Source organism: Streptomyces sp. NPDC057654 (assembly GCF_042800135.1).
Lineage (GTDB): Bacteria > Actinomycetota > Actinomycetes > Streptomycetales > Streptomycetaceae > Streptomyces.
Genome location: NZ_JBHVHQ010000463.1, coordinates 1 through 6704, shown reverse-complemented (window position 1 = coordinate 6704; position 6704 = coordinate 1). Strand labels below are relative to the sequence as shown.

Annotated in this window: 6 protein-coding genes; 4 read left to right on the top strand and 2 right to left on the bottom strand. The window is 71.6% G+C overall.

Annotation, left to right across the window (positions count from 1 at the left end; translation table 11 throughout):
• On the bottom strand, nucleotides 1-1589 hold a 1589-nt coding region (locus tag ACFU99_RS27875; RefSeq protein WP_384397049.1), incomplete at its 3' end, for a DHA2 family efflux MFS transporter permease subunit.
• Nucleotides 1590-1705: 116 nt separating this feature from the next.
• Here ACFU99_RS27875 and ACFU99_RS27870 point away from each other — a divergent pair.
• Complete coding sequence (locus ACFU99_RS27870; protein WP_384397046.1) at nucleotides 1706-2251, top strand: MarR family winged helix-turn-helix transcriptional regulator; 546 nt, start codon at nucleotides 1706-1708, stop codon at nucleotides 2249-2251.
• 18 nt (nucleotides 2252-2269) lie between these two features.
• On the opposite strand, the gene ACFU99_RS27865 is transcribed toward ACFU99_RS27870, so the two are convergent.
• Entirely contained in the window at nucleotides 2270-3253 is a 984-nt protein-coding gene (locus ACFU99_RS27865; protein ID WP_384397043.1) for a DUF5937 family protein, read from the bottom strand.
• Between the two features lie 475 nt (nucleotides 3254-3728).
• On the opposite strand from ACFU99_RS27865, the gene ACFU99_RS27860 reads away from it, so the two are divergent.
• The 3 genes from ACFU99_RS27860 to ACFU99_RS27850 all read left to right on the top strand — a co-directional run bounded on the left by ACFU99_RS27860 (nucleotide 3729) and on the right by ACFU99_RS27850 (nucleotide 6691).
• Complete coding sequence (locus tag ACFU99_RS27860; protein ID WP_384397040.1) at nucleotides 3729-4250, top strand: MarR family winged helix-turn-helix transcriptional regulator; 522 nt, start codon at nucleotides 3729-3731, stop codon at nucleotides 4248-4250.
• Between the two features lie 196 nt (nucleotides 4251-4446).
• Nucleotides 4447-4785 (top strand): DUF3817 domain-containing protein, encoded by a 339-nt coding sequence (locus tag ACFU99_RS27855; RefSeq protein ID WP_384397037.1) that lies wholly within the window; start codon nucleotides 4447-4449, stop codon nucleotides 4783-4785.
• Between the two features lie 205 nt (nucleotides 4786-4990).
• Entirely contained in the window at nucleotides 4991-6691 is a 1701-nt protein-coding gene (locus ACFU99_RS27850; RefSeq protein ID WP_384397034.1) for a methylmalonyl-CoA mutase, read from the top strand.
• Nucleotides 6692-6704: the final 13 nt, after the last annotated feature.

Here is a 6704-nt window from a genome sequence, read left to right as displayed (position 1 = left end):
GGCGCGGCGCCCGTCCCGGCCGGTGCGCCGGGGATCAGGGCGGTGGCGATCAGCCCGAGCACGACGAAGCCCGCCGCGATGAAGCCGCCGACGGTGATGCCCGTGGTCATCGCCGAGCGCGCCGCGTTGGCGACCGACGCGGTGCCCGGGTGCGCGGCCAGCGGGCCGATCGCGGCGCCCGCGCTGTCGGTGACGGCGTGCACGAGGCGCCCGGACTGCTCAGCCGGAAGACCGGCGTCGCCCAGGCCCGTACGCAGCCTGGAGCCGAGGGTGGTGAAGAACGCCGTGGTCAGCACGGCGATGCCCAGGGCGGAACCCAACTGCCGGAACGCGCTCTGGATGCCGGACCCCTGGCCCGCGCTGTGGTCGGGGACCTCCGCGAGCACCACATTGGTGACCTGGGCCGTGGCGAACCCCACGCCGATGCCGTAGAGGAAGAGCACCAGCGCGATCGACCACCAGGGGCTGTCCGTGGCCGCGATCAGCCCGAGCCCGGCCAGCCCGACGACCTCCATGGCCAGCCCGATACGGACCTGGCCGAGCGCCGCGACCTTCGCCGACATCGGGAAGCTCGCGCCGCTCGCGACGAAGCTGCCGATGGCCACCGGCACGAGGGCGAGGCCCGCCTGGAGCGCGCTGTAGCCGAGGGTGAACTGAAGCCACAGCGGAAGCACCGCGACGATGCCGAACTCGCCGAGCCCGATGATCAGCGTGGCGATGTTGCCGTTACGGAACGACGCGACGGAGAAGAGCCGTACGTCCATCAGCGCCCGCGCCGGGTCGCCGCCGCCGCTGAGGACCGTCTGACGGCGGACGAACACGGCCAGGGCGACGACGGCGAGCACCAGGGCGACGAGGACCGGCGAGGGGCCGCTGTCCCACACGAACCCGAGGACGTCCAGCGGGCGGATCGAGGCGAACCACCCGTACGTACGCCCTTCGACGAGCCCGAAGGCGAGCAGACCGAGGCCGAACGCGGACAGCACCGCGCCCGTCACGTCGACGCGCCCCGCGGCCTTGGGCGAGGGGGCCAGGAACAGCAGCGCGCCGACCGCGATCAGCGCGGCGAGCGGTACGTTGATGCCGAACGCCCAGCGCCAGGAGGCGTGCGCGGCGAGCCAGCCGCCCAGCAGCGGGCCGAGTGCCGAGGCGGCGCCGATGGTCGAGCCCCAGACGGCGAACGCCTGACCGCGGGCCTTGCCGGTGAATGTCGCGTTCAGCAGGGCCAGCGAGGTCGGCAGGATCATCGCCGCGCCGGCGCCTTGCAGGAAGCGGGCCAGTACGAGCAGGCCGCCGGTGGGCGCGAGGCCGGCCAGCACGCTGGTCGCGCCGAACACCACGACGCCGGTGACGAAGACGCGGCGGGCGCCGAGGATGTCCGCGCACCGGCCGACCAGCAGGAGCAGCGCCGCGACGACGATCGCGTACGACTCCTGGATCCACTGCGCCTGGCCGGAGCTGATGTCCAGGTCCTCGATGACCGAGGGAACGATCACGTTGACGATCGTCGTGTCCACGACCATCAGCGCGACGCCCAGCGCGATGGCGATCAGGCCGAGCCATCGGCGGGTGGGAGAAGGGTCACGCATCTTGATACCTCCATGGTGAAGTAATTCCATGGTGAAGGTAGATTGAGGGCGATAGGTTGTCAAAAACGAGCCGTCGGCTCGGATCACCGGTACGAGCGGAAGGAAGGCGGCGGGCCTTGGCGGAGGAACCGACGCAGGGTGACAGCGCGGCGCGGCGCGAACGGCTGGTCGAGGGGCTGCGGGCCTACGGCGGCCAGCACGCCGAAATGAGCCGCGGCTTCGCCGCCTGGCTGGGCCTGCACTCCACCGACGCGGTGGCGCTGCTGGAGATCATCGGCGCGGAGGAGCGCGGCGGCTCGCTGTCACCGGCCCGGCTCGGCGAACGCATCCCGCTGTCCTCGGGCGCCACCACCGCGCTCCTGAACCGCCTCGAAGCCGCCGGGCACATCGTCCGCACCCGCGAACACGCCGACCGGCGGATCGTCACCCTGCACAGCAGCGCGCACATCCAGGAGCGCGCCGACGAGTTCTTCTGCCCCCTGGGCGTTCGCGTGGACGCACTCCTGGACCGGTATCCGCCCGAACTGCTGGACCGCTTCGAGGAATTGCTGGGCGAGATGTGCACGGCCATGAACGCCCACCTGGCCGAGATGGACCAGCCGGACCAGCCGGACCAGCCGGACCAGCCGGACCAGCCGGACCAGCCGGACCACGGCGGCTGAGCGCCTGCTGATCCCCCGTCAGCCCCCCTCGGCCAAGGCCGTCCCCAGCGGCGTCCGCTCGTACAGCACACGCAGCCCGTCACGTCGGGAGCGGAGCAGCCCGGCGTCGCGGAGTACGGACAGGTGGGCCGATACGGACGACGGGGCCAGGCCGTGGCGGTGGGAGAGGTCCGTGGTGGAGGCGGGGGTGTCGAGGCCGGTGAGTATGGCGGCGCGGTTGGGGCCCAGGAGACGGGCCAGGGCGTCGGAGCCCTGGCCCGGCGGTGACCACAGGGCGCCGATGCCGCGCGCCGGGTAGACCACGGTCGCCTGCCACGGCGGGTCGAAGCCGCTCACGACGTCGGGCCAGACGAAGACGCTGGGTACGAGCATCAGCCCCTCGCCGGTCAGCACCCGCGCATGCCGGGACGGCGACCGGTTCGCCACCGTCAGCACGCCGTCATCCCAGCTCAGCCGCGGATGCAGCCCCGCGAACAGTTGCTCCAGACCGCCGTCGGCCAGCCGCCGCGAGTGGAAGGCGACATCGGCCTCCAACAGCGCCCGCAGCCGCGGCCAGTGCGGCGCGACCAGCGCGTCCCACACCTGTTCCAGCAGGTCCGCCAGTTCCCGTACGGTCCGCGCCGGGTCGTCCAGCAGCGCCTGCCCCCGCGGGCTCCCGGCCGCGCCGGGCGTGTCGGCCAGCGAGCGGGCCACCTCCGCCCGTACGGTGCGCGGGTCGGCAGCCCGTACGCGCTCCAGCTCATCGGCGAACGAGGCGAGCGGGCCCGTCGGCGGCGGGCACAGGAAGTCCGGGTTGTAGCCGTGCGCCGGCATCAGCAGCCGGACCGGCGCGAGATCGATCCCCGCCGCGGCCTCCCGCATCCGGCGCAGCCACGGCAGGTGGTAACCGTGCCGATCCGGCCGGCTCAGCGTCCGCACCGCCTCCTGCGTCTCCCACAACGGCGAAATCGCAAACCGACACCGCAACAAATCCGCGGCCCCGAACCACATCCGATACCCCACCGCCTACCACTCCTCCCCGGGGGGCTCCCACCAGGCCCCTCGCCGGGGCCCCGCCGAGAAGCATCGCCGAGCCCCCTGCGGGCCCCCGTTGGGGAGCCCTCTGGCGGGGGCCCGCCCAGAATCCTTGCCGATCCCGCTATCGGAGGACCCCCTGCCGGGGTCCTTGGTGGGGCCCCACCAAGAATCCTCGCCGAGCCCCGTCGGGGAGCCTCCTGCTGGAAAGTCCCCGCCGGAAGGCCTTGCCGAGCCCCTGTCGGGCAGCCCCAACCGAGAAGCTCCCTCGGGGAGCCCCTGCCGGGAAGCCGCCGCAGAGAAGCTCCCGCAGGGGAAGCGCCCCCGCAGGGGAAGCCCGTACAGAGAAGCCCGGCCACCCATTGGCCCACCGTACGAGCGGCGTGCCCCCGCACGCCCGCGAGTTGGTCCGGAGTCTGGGATGGCGGTGACCGATATATGACCGGCCGGTAGGCTCAGCAACGTGTCGAAGCCCCTCAGCCTCACGTTCGATCCCATCGCCCGCGCCGACGAGCTCTGGCAGGAGCGATGGGGAGCGGTTCCCTCCATGGCCGCGATCACCTCGATCATGCGCGCGCAGCAGATCCTCCTCGGCCAGGTCGACGCCGTCGTCAAGCCGTACGGGCTGACCTTCGCGCGGTACGAGGCGCTGGTGCTGCTGACCTTCTCCAAGGCGGGGGAGCTGCCGATGTCGAAGATCGGGGAGCGGCTGATGGTGCACCCCACCTCCGTGACCAACACCGTGGACCGGCTGGTCAAGTCCGGTCTCGTGGACAAGCGGCCGAACCCGAACGACGGGCGCGGCACGCTCGCCGCCATCACGGAGAAGGGCCGCGAGGTCGTCGAGGGGGCGACCCGCGACCTGATGGCGATGGACTTCGGCCTCGGCGCGTACGACGCGGACGAGTGCGGGGACATCTTCGCGATGCTCCGCCCGCTGCGCGTCGCCGCGGGCGACTTCGAAGAGAGCGGAGAAGAGAGCTGAGAGAGAGCTGAAAAGGGGCCGGGAACAAGGTCGGAAGCGAGGCCCGGCGACAGCCGCGCCGCTTCGCACCCCCGGCCGCAAGATCGCCTGGAACGTGCGGTTACGCTCGACTCCATGCGGCAGTCCCCCGGAGCCCTTCCCCCGGGCTCCCGGCCGGGACGAGGCCGCCCTTAGACGGCAAGGCGAGGGAACCCCAGTGAAACGAAGCGTGCTGACCCGCTACCGCGTGATGGCCTATGTCACCGGCGTGCTGCTGGTCCTCCTGACTCTCGGCTGCATCGCCAAGTACCTGCTCGGCATGGACGGCGCCGCGGACTTCACCAAGGTCGTCGCCATCGCGCACGGCTGGCTCTACGTCCTCTACCTGATCTTCGCCTTCGACATGGGCTCCAAGGCCAGGTACCCGTTCGGCAAGCTCATCTGGGTGCTGATCGCCGGCACCATCCCCACCGCCGCCTTCTTCGTGGAGCGCAAGGTCGCCCGGGAGCTCGCGCCCCTGGTGGCGGACGCCTCCGCCGAGCCCGCCAAGGTCTGAGGCCGACCGGACACCGCCCGCCGCGACCCGCCGCCGCCCCGACGCCTCTTGTGCTCGGGGCGGTCTTGCGCGACCATTTACTAGGACGTCCTAGTAAATCTGCGTGCGGTCGAAACCGGCCGCCGACGTCATGAAGGCGCCATGAAGGCGTCATGAAAGCGACGTCACAGACTCGCGCCGGGGCGCGGAGAGGCGAAGAGACCGCATGGATGCACAGGAGATCGAGGCAGGGCGCAGCCGCTGGCAGGCCCGCTACGACAAGGCGCGCAAGCGCGACGCGGACTTCTCGACCCTGTCCGGCGACCCGGTCGAGCCCGTCTACGGACCCGCGCCCGGCGACTCCTACGAGGGGTTCGAGAGGATCGGCTGGCCCGGCGAGTACCCCTTCACCCGCGGCCTGCACCCCACCGGCTACCGCGGCCGGACGTGGACCATCCGCCAGTTCGCCGGCTTCGGCAACGCCGAGCAGACCAACGAGCGCTACAAGATGATCCTCGCCGCGGGCGGCGGCGGGCTCTCCGTCGCGTTCGACATGCCCACCCTCATGGGCCGCGACTCGGACGAGCCGAAGGCCCTCGGCGAGGTCGGCCACTGCGGCGTCGCGATCGACTCCGCCGCCGACATGGAGGTCCTCTTCAAGGACATCCCCCTCGGCGACGTCACCACCTCCATGACCATCAGCGGCCCGGCCGTCCCCGTCTTCTGCATGTACCTGGTCGCCGCCGAGCGCCAGGGCGTCGATCCCGGCATCCTCAACGGCACGCTCCAGACGGACATCTTCAAGGAGTACATCGCCCAGAAGGAGTGGCTCTTCCAGCCCGAGCCCCACCTGCGCCTCATCGGCGACCTCATGGAGCACTGCGCCCGCGACATCCCCGCCTACAAGCCGCTGTCCGTCTCCGGCTACCACATCCGCGAGGCCGGGGCGACGGCCGCGCAGGAGCTCGCCTACACCCTCGCCGACGGCTTCGGCTACGTCGAACTCGGCCTCTCCCGCGGCCTCGACGTCGACTCCTTCGCCTCCGGCCTCTCCTTCTTCTTCGACGCCCACGTCGACTTCTTCGAGGAGATCGCCAAGTTCCGCGCCGCCCGCCGCATCTGGGCCCGCTGGATGAAGGAGGTCTACGGCGCCAAGACCGACAAGGCGCAGTGGCTGCGGTTCCACACCCAGACCGCCGGCGTCTCGCTGACCGCGCAGCAGCCCTACAACAACGTGGTCCGCACCGCCGTGGAGGCGCTCGCCGCGGTGCTCGGCGGCACCAACTCGCTGCACACCAACGCCCTCGACGAGACCCTGGCCCTCCCCTCCGAACAGGCCGCGGAGATCGCCCTGCGCACGCAGCAGGTCCTGATGGAGGAGACCGGCGTCGCCAACGTCGCGGACCCGCTGGGCGGCTCCTGGTACATAGAGCAGCTCACCGACCGCATCGAGGCCGACGCCGAGAAGATCTTCGAGCAGATCAAGGAGCGCGGGGCCCGCGCGGTGCCGGACGGACAGCACCCCATCGGCCCGATCACCAGCGGCATCCTGCGCGGCATCGAGGACGGCTGGTTCACCGGCGAGATCGCCGAATCCGCCTTCCGCTACCAGCAGTCCCTGGAGAAGGGCGACAAGCGGGTCGTCGGCGTCAACTGCCACCACGGCTCGGTGACGGGCGACCTGGAGATCCTCCGCGTCAGCCACGAGGTCGAGCGCGAGCAGGTCCGTACGCTCACCGACCGCAAGGCCGCCCGCGACGACGCGCGCGTCACCGCCACCCTCTCCGCCCTGCTGACCGCCGCCCGCGACGGCTCGAACATGATCGGCCCCATGCTGGAGGCCGTACGGGCGGAGGCGACGCTCGGCGAGATCTGCGAGGCGCTGCGCGAGGAGTGGGGGACGTACACGGAGCCGCCGGGCTTCTGACCGGTACGGGACG

Bases quoted from the DNA above. Each gene is read 5' to 3' on its own strand.
- ACFU99_RS27850 (WP_384397034.1), top strand. From the start codon at position 4,991: ATGGATGCACAGGAGATCGAGGCAGGGCGCAGCCGCTGGCAGGCCCGC.